Annotated in this window: 18 protein-coding genes; 9 read left to right on the plus strand and 9 right to left on the minus strand. The window is 41.0% G+C overall.

Annotated elements, in window-relative coordinates; all coding sequences use genetic code 11:
* The first annotated feature begins 32 nt into the window (after nt 1-32).
* Nucleotides 33-1130 carry an agmatine deiminase family protein gene (locus tag F909_RS11860; protein WP_032877933.1) on the plus strand — a complete coding sequence of 366 codons (1098 nt, stop codon included), beginning with the start codon at nt 33-35 and terminating at the stop codon, nt 1128-1130.
* A gap of 128 nt (nt 1131-1258) precedes the next feature.
* On the opposite strand, the gene F909_RS11855 is transcribed toward F909_RS11860, so the two are convergent.
* Together F909_RS11855 and F909_RS11850 are read right to left on the minus strand one after the other, a co-directional pair.
* A complete protein-coding gene (locus tag F909_RS11855) occupies nt 1259-1729 on the minus strand; it encodes a GNAT family N-acetyltransferase (RefSeq protein ID WP_005150006.1) in 471 nt (156 codons plus the stop codon).
* Nucleotides 1730-1821: 92 nt separating this feature from the next.
* Entirely contained in the window at nt 1822-2835 is a 1014-nt protein-coding gene (locus F909_RS11850; RefSeq protein ID WP_005150007.1) for an AraC family transcriptional regulator, read from the minus strand.
* A 213-nt stretch (nt 2836-3048) separates the two neighbouring features.
* Here F909_RS11850 and F909_RS11845 point away from each other — a divergent pair, with 213 nt between their 5' ends.
* From F909_RS11845 to F909_RS11820, 6 genes are all read left to right on the plus strand, one after another.
* Nucleotides 3049-4167 carry a CaiB/BaiF CoA transferase family protein gene (locus F909_RS11845; protein ID WP_005150009.1) on the plus strand — a complete coding sequence of 373 codons (1119 nt, stop codon included), beginning with the start codon at nt 3049-3051 and terminating at the stop codon, nt 4165-4167.
* Between the two features lie 144 nt (nt 4168-4311).
* Nucleotides 4312-5535 (plus strand): carbohydrate porin, encoded by a 1224-nt coding sequence (locus F909_RS11840; RefSeq protein WP_171067294.1) that lies wholly within the window; start codon nt 4312-4314, stop codon nt 5533-5535.
* A 140-nt stretch (nt 5536-5675) separates the two neighbouring features.
* A complete protein-coding gene (locus F909_RS11835; RefSeq protein ID WP_005150011.1) occupies nt 5676-8072 on the plus strand; it encodes a glucose/quinate/shikimate family membrane-bound PQQ-dependent dehydrogenase in 2397 nt (798 codons plus the stop codon).
* Nucleotides 8073-8293: 221 nt separating this feature from the next.
* On the plus strand, nt 8294-9937 hold the full coding sequence (locus F909_RS11830; RefSeq protein ID WP_005150012.1) for a nitrite/sulfite reductase: 1644 nt from the start codon (nt 8294-8296) through the stop codon (nt 9935-9937).
* Nucleotides 9930-10415, plus strand: coding sequence for a DUF934 domain-containing protein (locus F909_RS11825; protein ID WP_005150013.1), 486 nt, complete (start codon nt 9930-9932; stop codon nt 10413-10415). The genes F909_RS11830 and F909_RS11825 overlap by 8 nt, the downstream gene beginning before the upstream one ends.
* An 84-nt stretch (nt 10416-10499) precedes the next feature.
* On the plus strand, nt 10500-10853 hold the full coding sequence (locus F909_RS11820) for a DMT family transporter (RefSeq protein ID WP_005150014.1): 354 nt from the start codon (nt 10500-10502) through the stop codon (nt 10851-10853).
* A gap of 54 nt (nt 10854-10907) precedes the next feature.
* Here F909_RS11820 and F909_RS11815 read toward each other — a convergent pair whose 3' ends face one another.
* From F909_RS11815 to F909_RS11805, 3 genes are all read right to left on the minus strand, one after another.
* Nucleotides 10908-11351: a VOC family protein gene (locus F909_RS11815; protein ID WP_005150016.1), complete on the minus strand. Its 444-nt coding sequence runs from the start codon at nt 11349-11351 to the stop codon at nt 10908-10910.
* A gap of 133 nt (nt 11352-11484) precedes the next feature.
* Nucleotides 11485-12660: a thiolase family protein gene (locus F909_RS11810; protein WP_005150018.1), complete on the minus strand. Its 1176-nt coding sequence runs from the start codon at nt 12658-12660 to the stop codon at nt 11485-11487.
* Between the two features lie 110 nt (nt 12661-12770).
* Complete coding sequence (locus F909_RS11805; protein WP_005150022.1) at nt 12771-13286, minus strand: GspH/FimT family protein; 516 nt, start codon at nt 13284-13286, stop codon at nt 12771-12773.
* A 365-nt stretch (nt 13287-13651) separates the two neighbouring features.
* On the opposite strand from F909_RS11805, the gene omp38 (F909_RS11800) reads away from it, so the two are divergent.
* On the plus strand, nt 13652-14695 hold the full coding sequence (gene omp38, locus F909_RS11800) for an outer membrane protein Omp38 (protein ID WP_005150024.1): 1044 nt from the start codon (nt 13652-13654) through the stop codon (nt 14693-14695).
* A gap of 445 nt (nt 14696-15140) precedes the next feature.
* Entirely contained in the window at nt 15141-16169 is a 1029-nt protein-coding gene (omp38, locus tag F909_RS11795) for an outer membrane protein Omp38 (RefSeq protein ID WP_005150025.1), read from the plus strand.
* Between the two features lie 131 nt (nt 16170-16300).
* On the opposite strand, the gene F909_RS21255 is transcribed toward omp38 (F909_RS11795), so the two are convergent.
* From F909_RS21255 to F909_RS11780, 4 genes are all read right to left on the minus strand, one after another.
* Entirely contained in the window at nt 16301-16459 is a 159-nt protein-coding gene (locus F909_RS21255; RefSeq protein WP_005150027.1) for a hypothetical protein, read from the minus strand.
* 4 nt (nt 16460-16463) lie between these two features.
* Nucleotides 16464-17669, minus strand: a complete 1206-nt coding sequence (locus F909_RS11790; RefSeq protein ID WP_005150028.1) for an RtcB family protein — start codon at nt 17667-17669, stop codon at nt 16464-16466.
* Nucleotides 17670-17922: 253 nt separating this feature from the next.
* On the minus strand, nt 17923-19380 hold the full coding sequence (locus F909_RS11785; RefSeq protein ID WP_005150030.1) for an amino acid permease: 1458 nt from the start codon (nt 19378-19380) through the stop codon (nt 17923-17925).
* An 18-nt stretch (nt 19381-19398) separates the two neighbouring features.
* Nucleotides 19399-20415, minus strand: coding sequence for a methyltransferase (locus F909_RS11780; protein WP_005150034.1), 1017 nt, complete (start codon nt 20413-20415; stop codon nt 19399-19401).
* Between the last annotated feature and the right edge of the window lie 40 nt (nt 20416-20455).

The raw sequence follows: 20455 nt of genomic DNA on the forward strand, positions 1-20455 counted from the left end.
AAATGATTGACAGAAAAGATGGGCAAAAGTACATGATAAAATTAAAGCGTCACTATGCCGCGATGGCATTGATCTTGTCACTTTTTGGATGTGATTCATCTGGACGGAATGTGGACAATAAAAATGTAGCTGAGGATAAAAATAAGGTGAGTCAAACGTATTCAAATCAAGTTGCGGACGACAAAATGTTATTGGTGTTATCTGCACCTTCTGTGCATGATCCATATTACAAATCTGCGTTTCACCGGATTATCAATTTTCAGATTGACTATGCAAAGTCGATTTTGGGCAATGATAACGTGGTAATTTTAGTGGATAAAGACACCAAGCCTTATTTCGCGGGCAAAGTTCCAGAAGATATTTTATTGGTGGATGATGTGCGTGATATCTGGATGCGTGACTTCACTACGGTCAACCCAATGCAGCCGGTGCAATTTACTTATACTTGGGCTTCAATGACGCAGAAGCAGAGTAAAGACGTACAAAAAAGCTTTAACCGTTTTGCAGATCATTATCAGATTCAAAGAGCTAAGACCGATTTGATGCTGGATGGTGGCAATCTGGTGGATGATTATGCAGGACGTGTGATTACGACCACCCGTTTTATGGAAGATAATGAGCTTAGCTACAATGAAGCTAAACAAGAGTTAAAAGCGACTTTGAGTGCGAAAGAGGTTGCCATTCTAGAGCCTGATGAAGAGGTGCTGGCACATTCAGATGGTATGGTCAGTTGGGTAGATCAAAATACATTGTTGGTCAATGACTATTCCAAAACACCTGCATTTAGAACAACTGTAATGGATGAGTTGAAAGCTTCATTTCCAACTGCGAAAATTGTCGAAGTTCCTGTTGAATATAAAACCAATCCAAAAGGTGAGTGGGAAGGCTTTGAATCGGCATGTGGTGTTAATCTGAATGCTACAGTCACGCATAACAATATTTATGTCCCGACTTTTAATATGCCGCATGATCAAAAAGCACTCACGATCATCAAGCAAAACACCCGCAAGAAAGTGATTCCTGTAAATGCTGAATCCGTTTGTCCAATGGGGGGGAGTGTGCGTTGTCTTACTTGGCAGTTGACAGGGGCCAATGCAGTGAAACTCATCCAAGCAGCGAGAGATAAGTGACAGATGTCTCATTCTTTAAATAGGAAGATAAGAAATGTTGAGTATTTATGAATAATGTCGAGAAACCAATATCCTGTTTATCCAAGAGGAATTGAACACTGGCTATTTAAGTAATCGTTTATCTAGTTTCATGCTGAATTATTCGATAACGATAAGTGAAAAAATTGGTTATAGGGCGATTCAGTATATTCCGCAAACGGCTCACCTTGAACAAAACCAAATTGCTTATAAAGGCCAATCGCGGCATCAAAGTGAGTATCTTTTCCTGTTTCTAAACTGACGCGTTGATATTGACGTTGTTGAGCAACTTTCAATAGATGCACCAGCAATTGCTTTGCGACACCTTGGCGCAAATGGTCGGGATGAGTCCGCATTGATTTGAGCTCAGCATGTTGAGGTGTCAGCTCTTGAATCGCGCCACAACCAAGAAGTTGGTCATTATTCCAAAGAGTATAAAAGCTTATAGAATCATCTTGGAGATGGGAGAGGTCTAACGCAAAACTATGCTCAATAGGTGTGTTTTGATGCAGGCCATGCAAATGAATATGAATCAAATTTTGCACTTGAGGATGGGAGAAGTCGCCTTTTTTAATAATCATGGTCGTTCAAGCTGATTGCTGAATTATGCTTGATTATTACCATATTTAAAAAGCAGTGTTCAACTTATAAAATTGAACACTGCATGCCATGATTAGTTGTGATGACCGTGTAATTGGCGATATAGACCAGGGGTAACACCTGTCCATTTCTTAAAGGCACGGTGGAAAGTACTGGTTTCACTAAAACCCACTTGTTGCGCTACATCTTCAAGCGTCAAGTTTGGTGTGAGTAATAAGTGAATTGCTGCATCACGACGTAACGCATCTTTCACACCTTGATAGCTTTTACCTTCCGCAGCCAAACGACGACGCAAAGTTTGTGGCGATAAATACAACATTGCCGCGACATCGTTGAGTGTTGGCATTTCTTCGCCAATCTGGCTCTTTAATACATCACGAATACGCGAAGTCAATGAGTTGGTGTTTTTGAATTTCACCAAGAGTTGTGCAGGTGCTGCTTTTAAGAATTCTTCTAAAGTCTTTTCGTCTTGACGGATTGGAAGATCAAGATAATCAGCAGCAAAGGTGATTTCGGTACGTGGTGCATCAAACTGCATGACAGGTGCAAAGAACAATGCATCATATTCATCGGCGTGATTTGGACGTTCATAACCAAAATGAACACGCTCCAAAGGTAGACGACGTTCAATTAACCATGAAGCCAAACCATGCCAGATCATCAGCATGCTTTCAGTAATGAAATGGTCTGGATCTAAAGCTTTGGGAATATGTGGCACTAAACGGGCTTCATGCTTGTCACGTTCTAAGCTAACCGACCATTCATCTCCAAACAGTTTGTAGAATTGAGAAGAAAGTTCGAGTGCCTGTCCGAGTGTTTTGGAATGGATAATCAATTGAGACATGATCGCAAATGTACCCAAACGACGTGGCTGTACATCGAAACCGACGTGTTCGTCTTGGGTGACCATCCATAACATTTTTACAAAACGGGTGTACTGCTCTGGGGAGATTCGAGCCTTCGGTTGGCGCAGTAACTCTGCTTCTATGCCGACATGTGAAAGTAATGTTTCAACGTCCATGCCTAGGCGTTTAACACCTGTTAAAGCCGCATTCACGAAGTGGATGCTGATCGTATCACGGCTCATATTGAATCCTTCAGTTTCTTTACTATTCACGATAATTGACCTAAATAACCGTCTAAAATATCAAATTGGGCAATTGACAAGAAAAATAATTGCGCCCTGTATACATGTTAAATTGCCGAAACTATCAAGGTAAATGGCTGAACATGACATTGTTTTTGTGTTTATCCACACCTAGTATAAAAGAAAATTTGAACAAATTGAGTAAAAATTATTATGCCATCTGCATTAAAGGGATTGAAAGTCCTAGATTTTTCGACTTTATTACCAGGACCATTTGCCAGTATGTATCTTGCAGACATGGGTGCAGAAGTTATCCATGTTGAATCACCGACACGTCCAGACCTTGTACGGATTATGCCACCCTATGCCAATGGTCAGGCCACTGCGCATAGTTATCTGAATCGGAATAAGCAGTCGATTGCACTCGACCTTAAAGATGCAGCGAATATTGAGCTCATCAAAAATAAAATTTCTGAATTCGATATTGTATTAGAGCAGTTTCGTCCCGATGTCATGCGCCGTTTGGGTTTGGATTATGAAACGTTGGCTGAGATTAACCCACGTTTAATCTATTGCTCCATTACAGGGTATGGGCAGACAGGAGCTTATAAAGATCGGGCAGGGCACGATATTAACTATCTTGCACTTGCAGGCATTTCTGGACATAGCGGTCGTCAAGACAGTGGGCCACCACCTTTAGGGATTCAGATTGCCGATGTGGCGGGCGGTTCTTTACATGCGGTGATTGGTATTCTTGCAGCTGTGGTTGAACGCCAACGCAGCGGTCTAGGTCAATATCTTGATATTTCGATGACGGACTGTGTGGCGAGTTTAAATAGTATGGCCGCTTCAGCTAGTCTGGCTGGGCAAACGCCACAAGCACCTGAAGCTGGCATGCTGAATGGGGCAAGCTTCTATGATTATTATCAAACTAAAGATGGTCGCTATTTTTCAGTGGGCAGTTTGGAGCCTCAATTCATGGCAGGTCTGGCTACGGCTTTAGAACTACCTGTGTTGCTTGCAAAAGGAACCTCATTTGATCCTGAAGATCGCGAAATAGTAAAACAGGCCTTGCAAGAAAAGTTCAAAACTCAAGACTTTGCAGCATGGCAACATTTATTCCAAAGCTTGGATATTTGTGTTGAACCTGTACTCAGTCTGGATGAAGCATTAGTTTCACCGATGGCAAAGCAACGTGGTTGGGTGGTTGATGTACCTGTATCGGAAAATGCATCACAAACTGAACCTCAGTTGGCCTGTCCAATCAAATTTTCCCGTTCGCAAATGAAGTATGAATTTATTGGTCAGGGCTTAGGTGAGGGCAAATGGTAGAAAATATGTGCGACTAATCACTGATTGTTAAAATATTGTACAGATTGTTAACATTTTGAATAAGTTGTAATTTAAAAATGAGAGTAACCTTTTATACACAATAACATAAAAGGTTACGTAAACATGACAATCTCTAAATCTTTGATTGTTTCTTGTTTATCCGTTCTATCATTGAGTCTTTTCACACAACATACTCAAGCAGCATCTTCCGCATTTGACCCAAATGGTCAATGGCTGTTTGGTGATTGGAACGGTCAACGCACAGCGTTGCAAGAACAGGGTTACAAATTTTCTGCTGATTACACAGGTGAATTTGCAGGGGTTTTAGATTCTAAACAATACTCAAGCCATGGCAGTGAATTTACTGGGCAATTGGCTTTAGGTACTAACTTCGATCTAAATAAAATTTTAGGTTGGCAAGATACGGAAGCGCAGATCACGGTGACTTATCGTGATGGGCAGTCTTTGTCACAAACCGCAGATGGCTTACAAGGTCATCAAAGTTCTGTACAAGAAGTTTGGGGCCGTGGTCAAACGTGGCGCTTAACTGACCTGTGGATCAAAAAGAAATTTTTAGATCAAGCTTTAGATATTAAAGTGGGTCGTTTTGGTGAAGGCGAAGACTTCAACAGCTTTAACTGTGATTTCCAGAACTTATCCCTATGCGGTTCTCAGGTGGGTAACTGGGTTGGTGACCAATGGTACAACTGGCCTGTGAGCCAATGGGCATTGCGTGTCAAATATAACCTACAGCCAGATCTTTATGCACAAATTGGGGCATATGAATATAACCCTGCGAACTTACAGCGCGGCAAAGGTTTTAACCTAAGTACAGATGGTTCTCGTGGTGCGATTATTCCAGCAGAAGTGGTCTGGAATCCTAAACTGGGTGCACTTGCTCTGCCAGGTGAATATCGCTTTGGTTATTACTACAGCACAGCGGATGCCGCAGAAATCGAGAATCCTGCCAAGACTGGACATAAACAGGGTGGTTGGTTTACTGCGAAACAACAATTGACTCGTCATGATGGTCAGTCAGATCGTGGTTTGACTGGTTTTGTGAATGTCACAGTGCATGATTCAAAAACCAATGCTGTTAAAGATATGCAAAATGTCGGTTTAGTCTATAAAGGCTTACTTGATCAACGTCCGCAAGATGAACTTGCATTAGGCGTGGCGCGTATTCATGCCAATGACAAAAACAATAGTCTTTTGGATGAAGAATACAACACAGAGTTGTATTACGGCATCCACGCAACCAATTGGTTGACGATTCGTCCAAATATTCAATATGTCCATCATGTGGGTGCATTGAAAGATGGCGATAAGACCTGGGTTGGCGGTATTAAGTTCCAAACGATTTTCTAATTTCGATACTCGAGCAATTTTGCAGATTAAGTTCATCACATGGGCTGCATCTGCAAAGTTGCTGTGATTTGAACTCGGCCATTAAATAGATAAGTCATCTTTTTAGTGGATCCAAAATATAAAAGATGCAAGGTGATCTTATGAATCAATCTGCTTCAAAATCTGGGCTTAGAACCTTGACGGTGGTTATTATCGCCCTCATTGCATTGTTCTTGCTCGTTGGCGGTATCTGGCTCGCAGCAATTGGCGGGTCTTTTTATTATGTAATTGCAGGCATGCTGTTACTCATTGTAGCAGTGCAACTCTATAAACGTGCCTCAGGTCCATTATGGGTTTATGCGGCATTGATGTTAGGTAGTGTGGTTTGGGGTGTTTGGGAAGTTGGGACTGACTTCTGGGCACTGGCACCACGTCTTGATATCCTTGGTATCTTAGGTTTGTGGTTACTCATTCCAGCGGTGACGCGTGGGATTGATAACCTCACTTCAAGTAAAGTGGCATTGTCATCGACTTTAGCTATTGCGATTGTGGTGATGGTGTACTCGATCTTTAATGATCCACAAGAAATCAATGGTGTGATTCAAACGCCACAGCCAGCACAAGCCAAAGCAGTGGATGGCATTGCCCCTGAAGATTGGCCTGCATATGGTCGTAGTCAGGGGGGTGAACGTTACTCTCCATTGACACAGATCAACGATAAGAATGTCAAAGATCTTAAAGTGGCTTGGACATTACGTACTGGTGATTTCCGAACTGAAAATGATTCGGGTGAAACCACCAACCAAGTCACGCCAATCAAGATTGGCAATAACATGTTTATGTGTACGCCACATCAACATTTAATTTCGATTGACCCTGCAACTGGTAAGGAAAAATGGCGTTTTGATCCAAAACTCAAAACCGATAAAACCTTCCAGCATTTAACCTGTCGTGGTGTGATGTACTACGATGCTGCAAATACGACTGAATTTGCAACCAGCTTACAGGCGAAAAAGTCGACCTCTACCGAGTGTCCACGTAAAGTCTTTGTTCCTGTGAATGATGGTCGTTTAGTTGCCGTGAATGCAGATACAGGTAAAGCATGTTCTGACTTTGGTCAAAATGGTGAAGTGAACTTGCAAGAGTTCATGCCGTATGCGTATCCGGGTGGCTATAACCCAACATCTCCAGGTGTGGTCTCAGGTACTACTGTGGTGATTGCGGGTTCAGTGACCGATAACCATTCGAATAAAGAGCCATCAGGCGTGATTCGTGGTTATGATGTGAATACTGGTAAGTTACTGTGGGTGTTTGATACAGGCGCAGCTGATCCAAATGCAATGCCTGGCCAAGACACGCAGTTTGTTCATAACTCACCAAATGCATGGGCACCACTTGCCTATGATCCTAAACTTGATATCGTTTATGTCCCAACGGGTGTGGGTACACCAGATATCTGGGGGGGTGATCGTACCGAGTTGAAAGAGCGTTATGCCAATTCAATGCTAGCGATTAATGCGACCACGGGTAAATTGGTATGGCATTTCCAAACCACACATCATGATTTGTGGGATATGGATGTACCATCACAACCTTCATTGGCGGATATTCAAGATAAATCAGGCCAAACGGTTCCTGCTATTTATGTGTTGACTAAAACGGGGAATGCTTTTGTTTTAGACCGTCGTAATGGTCAGGCGATTGTTCCAATCAATGAAAAACCAGTTCCACAAACGGTGAAATGGGGACCACAAACTAAAGGTGAGTTCTATTCAAAAACTCAACCATTCTCTGATCTTAATTTAGCACCGAAAGATAAATTAACGGATAAAGACATGTGGGGTGCCACAATGTTTGATCAGTTAATGTGTCGTGTGAAATTTAAACGTCTGAACTATGATGGTATTTATACACCACCTTCAGAAAACGGAACTTTAGTTTTCCCTGGTAACCTCGGTGTATTTGAGTGGGGAGGTATGTCGGTAAATGCGGATCGTCAGGTCGCAGTCATGAACCCGATTGGCTTGCCATTTGTGAGCCGTTTAATTCCAGCAGATCCAAACCGCCAACCTGTAGCACGTGGTGCGGGTACTGAGCAGGGCATGCAACCCATGTATGGTACGCCGTATGGTGTTAATATCAGTCCGTTCCTGTCACCATTCGGTTTGCCATGTAAGCAACCGGGTTGGGGTTTTGTTGCCGGTGTAGACTTAAAAACACATGAAGTGGTTTGGAAAAAACGTATTGGTACTATTCGTGACAGCTTGCCACAATTGTTCCAATTACCACCAGTGAAAATTGGTGTACCTGGTCTAGGTGGTTCTATTTCGACTGCGGGTAATGTGATGTTTGTTGGTGCAACACAAGATAACTATATTCGCGCATTTAATGTTTCAAATGGTGACAAGTTATGGGAAGCACGTTTACCTGCGGGTGGACAAGCAACACCAATGACTTATGAAGCCAATGGCAAACAATATGTGGTGATTATGGCGGGTGGACATGGTTCATTCGGTACCAAAATGGGTGATTATCTCGTGGCTTATGCATTGCCTTAAATCCCTCCCAACCTCCCTTTTAGAAAGGGAGGAGTTCCCCTCTTTTATAAAGAGGGGTTAGGGGAGATTAAAAGTCCAGATAGATCTGGGCTTTTTCTTTTTGTGGCAATTAGATAGGCTTATCAATAAAACCGTTATTAAATATGCAAAAAAAGCATTTTGTTGATGAATAAAAGCTCGTTATGCTAGTCGCCTTTATAATGAATGACTAGCCATACGCCATGTATTTATATACGGATTTCGATCAACAACTGATTAACCAACGTGTTGCTCAGTTTCGCGATCAAACAGAACGCTATTTAGCAGGAAAATTAACAGAAGACGAATATCGTCCACTACGTTTGCAAAATGGTTTATACGTGCAACGCTATGCGCCTATGCTTCGTATTGCTGTGCCGTATGGCTTGATGAATACTAAACAACTCAGAAAAATTGCTGAAATTGCGAAAGAGTACGATCGTGGTTATGCTCACGTTTCTACCCGCCAAAATATTCAGTTGAACTGGCCTGCATTAGAAAATGTACCTGATATCCTTGCTGAGCTCGCGACGGTTCAAATGCACGCAGTACAAACCTCAGGTAACTGTATCCGTAATACAACCACTGACCAGTTTGCAGGTGTCGTTGCAGGTGAGATTGCTGATCCACGTCCTACCTGTGAATTGATTCGTCAGTGGAGTACGTTCCACCCTGAATTTGCCTTCTTGCCACGTAAGTTCAAAATTGCAGTTTCTGCATTGGAAGAAAAAGACCGTGCTGCAACGGCATTCCACGACATCGGTGTATATCTGGTTCGTAATGACGCAGGTGAAATGGGTTATAAAATCATGGTTGGTGGTGGTTTGGGCCGTACTCCGATTATTGGTAGTGTGATCCGTGAGTTTTTACCACGCGAAGATTTAATTGCTTATTTAGAAGCGACGTTGCGTGTTTATAACCTGCATGGCCGTCGTGATAATAAATACAAAGCACGTATCAAAATTTTAGTGAAAGCATTAACACCAGCGGTGTTTGCACAAAAAGTGGAAGCTGAATTTGAGCATACGCGTGAAGCATTGAAGATTCAGCCTGAGATCTTGAAAAAATTGGATGAAGAATTTACCCCATTTGATTATCAAGATTTAGAAGATCAGGATTTCACAGACTTATTCGCTGCACATCCGAAATTCAAACAATGGTTCAACGTTAATACCAATGCACATAAAGTAAAAGGCTATCGTATCGTTACGATTTCTTTGAAGCGTGCAGGTATTGCACCAGGTGATGTCACCTCTGAAGAAATGAATTTAATTGCTGACTTAGCCGATAAATATACTTTCGGTGAGTTCCGTACTACGCACGAACAGAACATTTCATTGGTGGATGTACCACAGAAAGATTTATTCGAATTGTGGAAAACGCTTGAACATAGCGACATGGCACGTGCTCATATCGGCTTTATTACCGATATTATCTGCTGCCCAGGTGGTGATTTCTGTTCATTGGCCAATGCGAAATCGATTCCAATTTCAGAAGCAATCAGCCGTCGTTTTGATGATCTAGATACCATCTATAACTTAGGTGAACTGGATTTGAATATTTCGGGTTGTATGAATGCTTGTGGTCACCACCATGTCGGCAATATCGGTATTCTTGGTGTTGATAAGAAAGGCGCAGAATTCTATCAAATTACTTTAGGTGGTCATGCAGATCATGATGCATCTTTGGGTGATATTTTAGGACCGTCATTCGCAGCCGACGTTGTGCCAGATGTGATTGATGAAATCTTGAATACTTACCTTGATTTACGTACAGAAGGTGAACGCTTCATTGATACGTATCGCCGTGTTGGTATTCAACCATTTAAGGAGCGTGCTTATGCTTAATACAACGCTACAAGTGCTCTCTAAAGATGGCACAATTACAGATAATACTTATCAAGTTATTACTGAAGATGGCGTGCTTCCACAAGGTGATGTGGTTGTAACAACTGAACAGTTGGATCAATTGGCAAATGTACAAGGCAAAAAAGCCCTTTACCTCACAGTCAATGATTCTCCTGAAACACATCAATTTCCATTAAATGAGCTAGATGCCATTTTTATTGAATTTGCTGGTTTCAATGATGGCCGTGGTTATTCATTCGCTGCGTTATTACGTCGCCAAGGGTACCAAGGTGAATTGCGTGCGGTGGGTGATATCTTTAAGGATGTTTTAAATTATTTAAAACGTTCTGGCTTTGATACTTTTGTGGTGAAAGAAGGTAAAGATATTCATGAAGCTGCTGCTGGGCTTCAAGATTTCACCAATCCTTATCAAGCTTCAACAGCAGTACCTAAAGCAAGCTATCAGACTGGCGCATAAGTCAGTCGCCAGTGATTAAAACAGCTGAACTACGGTTCAGCTTTTTTATGATTCATGGTTTTAGCCACTTAATTGAAGAATAAAATGTTGAACGTTATTTTAAAAATAAATCCTGGGGTGGTGTGGTTACTCTTTGCGATCGCAACGGATGTACTCTCGACATTTTACTCGGCAAAGGGTAATGGTCTGGTCAATAAGCCTGATCAAGGCATTGCTCTAGTTTTGTATATTATTTCTTTTACCTGTGCTGCCATTGCTTTGAAATATATGCAAGCTGGGATCTTATATGTGCTTTGGTCGGGTATTGGTGTTATTGCAACAGCCGCTTTAGCGAAGCTGTTTTTAGGGCAGCATATTGATTTAGCAGGCTGGGTTGGTATTGGCTTTATTACCATTGGCCTTATGATTATCGCGCAGTATTCCAATATTGATGTGTAATACTTCCTAGAAATAACCATGTACTTCTAGGAAGCCGTGTTTGATTAATTTAGCTTATCCATCTAACTGGCAATTGATCATCCATTTGATACCGAACTGATCCGTGAAAGCACCATAGAGTGCACCCCAGAAGGTTTTTTCTAACGGCATTTCAATTTGACCATTTGCCGATAGGTTGTCAAATAGTCTTTGTGCTTCATCCAATTCATCTGGGTCTAGGTTAATTGAAATATAGTGGTTATTACCTTGCGTAAAGACACTGTTCTGTGCACAAAATTGATCATTGACATCCGACGCCATCAGTACAGTGAACTCATTGATTGGTAAAGAGACATGTAAAATGAGGTTCTTATCTGCATCTGAAAGGGTAACACCTTCGGTTGGTGGCATATCACCATAACGGCTGATCATGGCAAATTCACCACCAAACACAGATTTATAAAAATTAAATGCTTGCTCTGTTTGTCCTTTAAAATTTAGATAATGATTGAGTTGCATGTTGGACTCCTTGTTGTTTTTTTATACACAGCATAACTTATCGATATTTTGACTATAGGTGCATTATTTTTTGTAATCCTAAAAATAAAAAATCCTGCATCGAGCAGGATTTTTTGAACAGATTGAAAAAGATTTAGATCAATTCAATTGCAACAGCTGTTGCTTCGCCACCACCGATACACAATGCAGCAACGCCTTTTTTACCGCCAGTACGTTTAAGTGCATGAATGAGCGTAAGAATGATACGAGAGCCTGTAGAACCCACTGGGTGGCCCAATGCACAAGCACCACCATTGATATTCACTTTTTCAGCGTCTAATTTAAAGTCATCGATAGGGCACATGGTGACCATGGCAAAGGCTTCGTTGATTTCCCAAAGATCAACCTCTTGAGCATCCCAACCTGCCTTTTTCAATACTTTCTCAATTGCGCCTACTGGTGCAATAGTAAATTCAGAAGGGTGTTGTGAGTTTGAAGCAGTTGCAAGAATTTTTGCCAAAGGTTGTAAACCACGTTGCGCAGCAACATCACTTGAGGTTAATACCAGTGCAGAAGCACCATCAGAAATTGAACTCGCGTTTGCAGCGGTAATCGTACCATCTTTTGCAAATGCTGGTTTTAATGATGGAATCTTGTCGATTTTTGCACTTAAAGGTTGTTCATCTTGGTCAACAACCACATCACCTTTACGAGTTGAAACCGTTACAGGAGTGATCTCATCTTTAAAGTAACCTTCAGTAATCGCTTTTTGCGCACGTTGTAATGAACGAATAGCAAAGTCATCCATTTGTTCGCGAGTATAGCTGCGCTTATTTGCCATATCTTGAGCAAATGAACCCATTAACCGACCTGTTTCTGCATCTTCTAAACCATCAAGGAACATGTGGTCTTTAATTTCACCGTGGCCCATACGGTAGCCAGCACGTGCTTTCGGTAACACATATGGCGCATTGGTCATCGATTCCATGCCACCAGCAACAACAATTTCAGCACTTCCTGCTTTAATCATGTCTGCCGCTTGCATCACTGCTTTCATGCCAGAACCACAAAGCTTGTTAATGGTCACAGCACCTGTTGAGTCTGGCAAACCTGCTTTGCGCATGGCTTGACGCGCTGGACCTTGTTTTAAGCCTGCTGGTAAAACACAACCCATGATGACTTCTTCTACATCAGTTGGTTGTAGACCAGAACGCGCAATTGCTTCTTTAATGGTAACCGCACCTAATTCTGGCGCAGTTACGCCAGATAATGCACCTTGGAAGCCGCCCATTGCTGTACGCGCGCCATTCACAATTACGATATCAGTCATTCTGTGTCTCCACACTTATAATTTATAAAAATGTTCCAAACTTAAGCAGTATAGTAAAAAAAGAATCGGAATAAAGGGTTTTAACTGTTTTAGGCTAGACTGAAGAGTTTTTAGCAGGATGAAATCTTCTCTGTACGAGTGTTGCCCATTCTGCTTAAAACGATTTTAGTATGGTGCTGTGGGGATTCTGAACAATAGATAAAACTTCCATTGGAGGCGAAGGGTAAGCCGTTTTCTGCCTGAAATATAAGATAATTAGGTGATCGTCCAAAAGATTTAAAATTGAGGTCACCATATTTGATATTGAGAGAGGTACTAAACAGTAAAATTTCGCCAGAATCACGACGCTGATTCCGGTTGGTATCAATAAATCCGATAAAGCCCTTATTCCAATCTTTATAACAGTTCTCAAAATCTGAACTTGGGCATAGCATCACATTTTTATGATAAAGTTGTGCATCAGTTTTTGCTTTTTGTATATGAATTGTGAGAGTTCTTTTGAGAGAGTTCGCTTCATTTGAAATCAATATTTCACGAAAGTAGGGGACCGCAAGGGTACACAGAATAGTCAAGATTCCAATGGTGATGATGAGTTCAATTAAGGTAAAGCCAGAAGCCTTAAACATATTTCACCTATCTATTTTTATTAACTTTTTTATTAACAATATGTTAAATGCAAATCTTGTTTAGCGAGTGAATCTTTCTAAAGAATAAATTAAGATATACTAAAACATAAGTTCTAGAACAGTAATTCATTCAGATATGTGAAGGGAATTGAAAATTTACTGAACTACAACGGAAATTGTAAGAAATTTTGTCAATAATTTACGAGGTTAAAGTTATCAAGCACTTGGAAAATTCGTCAAGTGTTTGTATGATTCAAAGTGAAGTGAATGGCTTAAAATAATGCTGTAGAACATTATTGTTCTAGGGGCGAAAAATCATAGGCTTAGCTTACACAACAAACAATTGTTATCTCTGGAGGATATCCATGAAATTGAGTCGTATTGCACTTGCTATGCTTGTTGCTGCTCCTTTAGCTGCTGCGAATGCGGGCGTAACAGTAACTCCGTTAATGCTTGGTTACACATTCCAAGACACTAAACATAATAATGGCGATAAGCATTTAACAAATGGTCCTGAGCTTCAGGACGATTTATTTGTTGGTGCTGCGTTAGGTATCGAATTAACCCCATGGTTAGGTTTCGAAGCTGAATATAACCAAGTTAAAGGTGATGTTGATGCTGCAGCTGCAAATGCTGAATACAAGCAACAACAAATCAACGGTAACTTCTATGTTACTTCTGACTTGATCACTAAAAACTATGATAGCAAAATCAAACCGTATGTATTGTTAGGTGCTGGTCACTACAAATATACATTTGATGATGTAAACCGTGGTACTCGTGGTAATAAAGAAGAAGGTACTTTAGGTAATGCTGGTTTTGGTGCTTTCTGGCGCTTAAACGATGCTTTATCTCTTCGTACAGAAGCTCGTGGTACATATAACATCGATGAAGACTTCTGGAACTATACAGCGCTTGCTGGCTTAAACGTAGTTCTTGGTGGTCACTTGAAACCAGCTGCTGCAGTAGTAGAAGTTGCGCCAGTTGAACCAACTCCAGTTGCTCCACAGCCACAAGAGTTGACCGAAGACCTTAACATGGAACTTCGCGTATTCTTCGATACGAACAAGTCTGACATCAAGCCACAGTACAAGTCTGAAATTGCTAAAGTAGCAGAGAAGTTAGCTGAATACCCGAATGCGACAGCTCGTATTGAAGGTCATACAGATAACACTGGTCCACGTAAGTTAAACGAACGTTTATCTTTAGCGCGTGCTAACTCTGTTAAATCTGCACTTGTAAATGAATACAATGTGAACGCAACTCGTTTGACAACTCAAGGTTTTGCTTGGGATCAACCGATTGCAGACAACAAAACTAAAGAAGGTCGTGCTATGAACCGTCGCGTATTTGCTGCGATTTCTGGTAGCCGTACTGTTCTAGTACAACCAGGTCAACAAGCTCAATAATTTGAGTTTTTGAACTGAATAAAAAAGCGACTCGTCAGAGTCGCTTTTTTATCGATATATGTTTTTGTAGCATTGATGTAAAACTCAAATATAATAGCTAAAAACTGGCATAATCTTGCCTTAACTCTAGGTAGATTGTGGGAACTATTTAGTTTTATTGAAAAGATTTTGATAACTTGTTAAAATTTTGATTAAAAAGTGATAAGCTCTCACAGCTTTGTTGGATGCTGTTAAATTAGAGTTTTCTGGCTTTTTGGGCGGGAAATAAGTCAGTTTTAGTTGCTGCTGGCTAAATGTTGTTCAATACTTGGAAAGTTTATCGAGTATTTGTATGATTCAACATAAGGTGAATGGCTGAAAAAGATACAATAAGACTATTTCTCAGTATTCAAAAGCTATTAGAATTTAGAGAACAAACAATTTTTTGTTTTTTTGGAGGATATCCATGAAATTGAGTCGTATTGCACTTGCTATGCTTGTTGCTGCTCCTTTAGCTGCTGCGAACGCGGGCGTGACTGTAACTCCATTAATGCTTGGTTATACAATGTTCGATACTGAACATAACAACCGTGGCGATAAAGGTCAGTTAACTCCAGGTGCTGAACTTGAAGATGATTTATTCGTTGGTGCTGCGCTTGGTGTTGAAATCACGCCATGGTTAGGTGCTGAAGTTGAATATAGTCAAATTAAAGGTGATACAAGTACCAATAACGACTATAAAGGTCGTAATATTGCTGCAAATGCTTATGTAACATCTGATTTGATTACTAAAAACTATGATAGCAAAATCAAGCCATACGTATTAGCTGGTGCTGGTCACTATAAATACGAAGGTGATGACATTTATGGTGGTAAGCAAGAGGGTACATTAGCGAATGCTGGTGGTGGTGTATTCTGGCGTTTAAACGATGCTTTGTCTCTTCGTACAGAAGCTCGTGGTACTTACCATTTTGATGAGAAGTTCTGGAACTATACAGCGCTTGCTGGCTTAAACGTAGTTCTTGGTGGTCATTTGAAACCGGCTGCGCCAGTAGTAGAAGTTGCGCCAGTTGAACCAACTCCAGTTGCTCCACAGCCACAAGAGTTGACCGAAGACCTTAATATGGAACTTCGCGTATTCTTCGATACGAACAAGTCTGACATCAAGCCACAGTACAAGTCTGAAATTGCTAAAGTAGCAGAGAAGTTAGCTGAATACCCGAATGCGACAGCTCGTATTGAAGGTCATACAGATAATACTGGTCCACGTAAGTTAAACGAACGTTTATCTTTAGCGCGTGCTAACTCTGTTAAATCTGCACTTGTAAATGAATACAATGTGAACGCAACTCGTTTGACAACTCAAGGTTTTGCTTGGGATCAACCGATTGCAGACAACAAAACTAAAGAAGGTCGTGCTATGAACCGTCGCGTATTTGCTGCGATCACTGGTAGCCGTACTGTTCTAGTACAACCAGGTCAACAAGCTCAATAATTTGAGTTTTTGAACTGAATAAAAAAAGCGACTCGTCAGAGTCGCTTTTTTTATTTGCATAATTTAGGTGGTTAGACATTTTGATTACTCCTGAATGATGAGGTGTCTACTTAAGCGGTATTGCTTACAAGTTACCAAACTTCCTTTTTAAGCTGCTGTTTCGTGTTTTGTCTTTCACGACGATGCTGTGCTCGAGGCTTCTCAGTTTCATGCACTCCGCCTTTATGCAGTAAGGGGGAGAGTACGACAGGATTACGTACTTTGATTTTAGGCATTTGTTTAAGTTTCATTTGATTATCCTTTGATACATAAAATTTGCTTGAGTGTATGCACGATCTCGATCAAATCTGATTGGTTTGCCATGACTTGATCAATGTCTTTATATGCACTTGGTATTTCATCAATAACGCCACTATCTTTTCGGCATTCGATACCTTGAGTTTGCTGAATCAAGTCATCTTGGTTAAAAAGTAGTTTTGCTTTACTTCGGCTCATTTTTCGCCCTGCGCCATGTGAACATGAGCAGAATGACTCAGGATTGGCTTTACCTTTAACGATATAGGAACGTGCGCCCATTGAACCGGGGATTATTCCTAATTCACCTTGACCCGCACGAATGGCACCTTTGCGTGTGATCAGTAAGTTCTCACCAAAATGATTTTCTCGACTGACATAATTGTGATGACAGTTAATTGCTTCTTTGGTCATTTGAAATGGAGGTAGCAGCGGACGAATCGCTTCTAAAATCAGCCGCATCATTTCACGTCTATTTTCAAAAGCATATTCTTGTGCCCACTCAACCGCTTCAATATAATCATTAAAACTATTCGAACCTTCCGCGAAGTAGCTCAAATCTTTATCTGGTACATGTCCAAAGCGATGTTGAGCTTCTTTCTTTGCAAGTTCAATGAAATAGGTGCCAATTACATTGCCTAAGCCACGACTGCCTGAATGTAGCATCACCCAGATATCTTGATTTTCATCAAGGCAGAGTTCGATAAAGTGATTACCGCCACCTAAAGTTCCCAGTTGTTTTTGCCAAGTTGCATCAAACTTTCTTAACATTCGAACCAAGCCGGGATGTTTTTTAATGATGGGTTGTAAGCGTTTTTCAAGTGGAATGATACTTGAAGCTTTTGCTTTCACCTGTTTGTGTAATTCAAAACCCACAGGGACTTTGCGTTCGATCGCATGACGCAGGGGTGCAAGGTTATCTGGAAGCTGTGAAGCTTTTAGATTAAGCCGTATTGCGTTCATACCACAACCAATATCCACACCTACAGCAGCAGGAATGATTGCATGCTTGGTCGGGATTACGCTGCCTACAGTCGCACCTTTGCCAACGTGTACATCAGGCATCACAGCAATATGTGAATAAACAAATTGTAGTTGTGCCATCTTTTTTAGCTGTTCAATGCTTTCGCTATCAATATCGTTGGTGAAAATTTTCACTGGAACGCCATATTGAGCATCAGCATTAAGTATTTTTTGTATGCCCATTTTCTTGTCTCGGGATATTTTAATTTTTCGTCCGAATAGGCATAAAAAAACCTAGCGAATGCTAGGTTGAATAGAGCATTCGGACAAGTGATCAATCGATTTGTACACTTGTCCGTGAGTCGACAGTGCCAAACCTTATTGTGTAGTTCCTTGTGGTAATAGCATGTTGTCGTCCTCCTATCATGTGGTGCCGTTGAAAATATGAGCGAGATTCTACTCATATTTTCAATTAGGTCAAGTAAAAAGCGGTTTTTTATTCGCCTTCTTTCACATTCATATCTTTATATGCAATCAGTTTGGTCTTGTGTTTCCACTTATAACCCAGCCAGATCACCAAGAATAATGGAATGCTAATATAGGTTGAAATTAAACCTAACCAGTCAATTTTTCCGCCAAGTAAAGCTTGGTAGTTTTGACCTAAGATGATGATTGAACAAAGAATAAATGCAAACCAAGGTGCAAATGGGAAGAATTTGGCACGGTAAGCCAGATCTTCAACTTTATAACCTTGAGCAATATAACCTTTACGGAAACGGTAGTGTGAAATCGCAATACCTAACCAGACGATGAAACCACACATCCCAGACATGTTGAGTAACCAGTTAAAGACCTGTTTCTCCCCAATAAAGGTGGTCAGGAAGCATAGTGCAGCAACAGCAGTGGTCGCATAGAGTGCATTCATTGGTACGCCGCGGCCATCTAGCCTTGAGAACCATTTAGGTGCACGGCCTTGTTTTGCCATATCGAATAGCATACGGGTAGAAGAGTACATGCCCGAGTTACCCGCAGATAAAATCGCACTGAGAATCACTGCGTTCATCAAACTTGCTGCAAAGGCAAAACCTGCTTTTTCATACAATAAAGTGAATGGCGAAAGTGCGATATCTTCACTTTGTGCTGCTTTTAACAATAGTGGATCATCATAGCTCACCAATGTTCCGATGATGAAAATACACAGGATATAGAACAGTAAAATACGCCAGAAAATTTGTTTGATCGCCAATGGAATGGTCTTTTTAGGATCTTTGGATTCACCTGCGGCAACACCCACCATCTCGGTCCCTTGGAATGAGAATCCGGCAATCATGGCAACCCCGATTAAGGCTTGTAAACCACCGACAAAAGGCGCTTCTTTATAAGTCCAGTGCTGAAATACCGATACATTTGGCGTCATCATGATTTTAAAAATCATCCAGATACCAATGATGATAAACACAATAATCGCAATGACTTTGATTAAAGAGAATAAAAATTCACTTTCACCAAAGCCTTTGACCGTTAAAGCGTTAATTCCAAAAATAATGGCAAGGAAAATTGCACTCCAGTAGAAGCCTGGAATATCAGGGAACCAAAACTTCATGATGAACTGAACAGCAACCAGTTCAAAGGCAACGGTAATGGCCCAGTTATACCAATAGTTCCAACCTAAGGCGAAACCAAAGCCATCTTCGACATAGCGGCTGCCATAGGTAAAGAATGCACCTGATGTCGGGTTGTGCGTGGCTAACTCTCCTAAGCTGGTCATCAAGAAATAAATCATGATCCCGATGAGGGCATAGGCCAATAACGCACCACCTGGACCCGCAGTGGCAATGGTTGAACCTGAAGCAAGGAATAAGCCTGTGCCGATCGATCCACCAATGGCAATCATGTTCAGGTGTCGAGCCCCGAGCTTCCGCTGAAGGTGTTGAGGAGCAGATGTATCGCTCATAAAAATTCCTTAAAATGTTTATTTTGCACAGGCATATAACACCTTGAATCCTTGTTGATCGGCTTTCACCAGACATTCACCAAAGTTCTGTTCAATGAGAGGAGAGTAGTTTAGAAAACGATTTGCCACGATCCATAATTCACCTGAATTTTTCAGATGCCTTATCGCACGGTGGCAAAGTTCCTCACTCGCATCGTAATTGGTATGAATTCCTTGATGAAAAGGCGGATTGCTGACGATCGCATCTAAATCATTCGGTGCATCCACAAAACCTGTAACAGCTTGGAGATTTAACTGAGTTAAATTCAAACCATTTCGTTGAAAGGTCATCTCAGTAGACCGTAATGCAAATGCATCAACATCAAGTGCAAAAATTTGCCGATTCGAATCTAGTTTGGCCAAATAAGCACTAATAATTCCAGCGCCACAACCAAAGTCGGCAATCTTACCTGATTTTACTTGACTAAGGTAAGGGACTAATACGGCTGTTCCGACATCTAAATGATCTTGACTAAACACACCAGGTAGCGCGCAAACTTCTAATTGTTCTTGATTTACTTGAACTTTATAGCTTTTTAACCAATATTCAAGAGGTTTCAACTGCTCAGTTTTTTCAATTTTCATTTGCCATAATTGGCAGTGACGTGCACTGTCAAGTTTTAGTGTTTTGCCATATTGCAATAATTGTTTTGCTGCCCGTTCAACGCCGCCTTTTTTCTCACCAACCAGAAAAACGTTTTGATTGAGTTTTAAGTGGCTGACTACAACGTGCAGAAGATAATTTAGTAATTCTTTCGACTTAGGAACGAAAATAATAACTTGATCAAACGTTGCTTGTGGGAATTCCACGGAAAAATGAGAGCTAATTCCAGAGTGGATAAAACCTTGATGATCAGCATAATTCCAAGTCCATACTGAGGCCTGGACTTTATCGGGTAAATTTTTGGCGAGTTGATCATTTGGGGCATTAATCAGTAAAACTTGCCCGGTTAAATAATCTTGCTGTCTGATGACAACTTCACTACGTGGATCCATTTTGATCTCTCATCAAAAACAAAGCCCAGTCGTGAAACTG

It is taken from the genome of Acinetobacter sp. ANC 3929, assembly GCF_000369405.1.
In the GTDB taxonomy this organism is placed as follows: domain Bacteria; phylum Pseudomonadota; class Gammaproteobacteria; order Pseudomonadales; family Moraxellaceae; genus Acinetobacter.

What these genes read in the sequence shown, in the direction of transcription:
- F909_RS11785 (WP_005150030.1), bottom strand. Translation starts at nt 19,380, where the DNA reads ATGAGCGATACATCTGCTCCTCAACACCTTCAGCGGAAGCTCGGGGCT.
- F909_RS11780 (WP_005150034.1), bottom strand. Translation starts at nt 20,415, where the DNA reads ATGGATCCACGTAGTGAAGTTGTCATCAGACAGCAAGATTATTTAACC.
- F909_RS11820 (WP_005150014.1), top strand. Translation starts at nt 10,500, where the DNA reads ATGTTGAACGTTATTTTAAAAATAAATCCTGGGGTGGTGTGGTTACTC.
- F909_RS11855 (WP_005150006.1), bottom strand. Translation starts at nt 1,729, where the DNA reads ATGATTATTAAAAAAGGCGACTTCTCCCATCCTCAAGTGCAAAATTTG.
- F909_RS11790 (WP_005150028.1), bottom strand. Translation starts at nt 17,669, where the DNA reads ATGGGCATACAAAAAATACTTAATGCTGATGCTCAATATGGCGTTCCA.
- omp38 (WP_005150024.1), top strand. Translation starts at nt 13,652, where the DNA reads ATGAAATTGAGTCGTATTGCACTTGCTATGCTTGTTGCTGCTCCTTTA.
- F909_RS11825 (WP_005150013.1), top strand. Translation starts at nt 9,930, where the DNA reads ATGCTTAATACAACGCTACAAGTGCTCTCTAAAGATGGCACAATTACA.
- F909_RS11815 (WP_005150016.1), bottom strand. Translation starts at nt 11,351, where the DNA reads ATGCAACTCAATCATTATCTAAATTTTAAAGGACAAACAGAGCAAGCA.
- F909_RS11835 (WP_005150011.1), top strand. Translation starts at nt 5,676, where the DNA reads ATGAATCAATCTGCTTCAAAATCTGGGCTTAGAACCTTGACGGTGGTT.
- F909_RS11830 (WP_005150012.1), top strand. Translation starts at nt 8,294, where the DNA reads ATGTATTTATATACGGATTTCGATCAACAACTGATTAACCAACGTGTT.
- F909_RS11845 (WP_005150009.1), top strand. Translation starts at nt 3,049, where the DNA reads ATGCCATCTGCATTAAAGGGATTGAAAGTCCTAGATTTTTCGACTTTA.
- F909_RS11805 (WP_005150022.1), bottom strand. Translation starts at nt 13,286, where the DNA reads ATGTTTAAGGCTTCTGGCTTTACCTTAATTGAACTCATCATCACCATT.
- F909_RS21255 (WP_005150027.1), bottom strand. Translation starts at nt 16,459, where the DNA reads ATGAAACTTAAACAAATGCCTAAAATCAAAGTACGTAATCCTGTCGTA.
- omp38 (WP_005150025.1), top strand. Translation starts at nt 15,141, where the DNA reads ATGAAATTGAGTCGTATTGCACTTGCTATGCTTGTTGCTGCTCCTTTA.
- F909_RS11810 (WP_005150018.1), bottom strand. Translation starts at nt 12,660, where the DNA reads ATGACTGATATCGTAATTGTGAATGGCGCGCGTACAGCAATGGGCGGC.
- F909_RS11860 (WP_032877933.1), top strand. Translation starts at nt 33, where the DNA reads ATGATAAAATTAAAGCGTCACTATGCCGCGATGGCATTGATCTTGTCA.
- F909_RS11850 (WP_005150007.1), bottom strand. Translation starts at nt 2,835, where the DNA reads ATGAGCCGTGATACGATCAGCATCCACTTCGTGAATGCGGCTTTAACA.